The 544-nt window shown below is 51.5% G+C and carries 1 protein-coding gene; it reads right to left on the bottom strand.

What is annotated here, in order from left to right; all coding sequences use genetic code 11:
- On the bottom strand, positions 1-497 hold a 497-nt coding region (locus R7Q46_RS29630; protein ID WP_318078647.1), incomplete at its 3' end, for a TRAP transporter large permease subunit.
- Positions 498-544: the final 47 nt, after the last annotated feature.

Raw genomic sequence — 544 nt, 5'->3', positions numbered from 1 at the left:
ACGCCAAGCACATCGCCGAGCAAAATGAGTACGATAGAAGGAGGAATAATTTGCCCCAACGTACCTGAAGCACAAATGGTTCCGCACGCGAGGCCTTTGTCATAGTTGTATTTGAGCATCACAGGCAGAGAGATCAACCCCATGGCCACCACCGATGCTCCCACTACGCCAGTCGATGCCGCAAGTAGCGCGCCCACCAGCACCGTCGAAATTGCGATGCCGCCACGGACGCCACCAAACAGACGCCCCATCGATTCCAGCAGCTGCTCTGCTAGCTTCGTTTTTTGCAGCACGAGCCCCATGAAAACAAACAGCGGTACAGCCATCAGCACCGTGTTTTCCATGATGGATTGAATTCGATATGGCATGAAGGCAAACATGTCCATGCCCTCTGCCCAAACACCAAAAATAAGAGCAATACCGCCGAATGTGAACGCGACGGGAAACCCGAGCAGTAGCGCAAAGAGCGCCACAAAAAACATCACTATACCGATCATAATGACTTCCTTTTACGACTTACCGTTGTTACCGGCATAGATAAGAT

It is taken from the genome of Vibrio sp. 811 (genome assembly GCF_033339195.1).
This window is presented reverse-complemented; position numbering and strand designations above follow the sequence as displayed.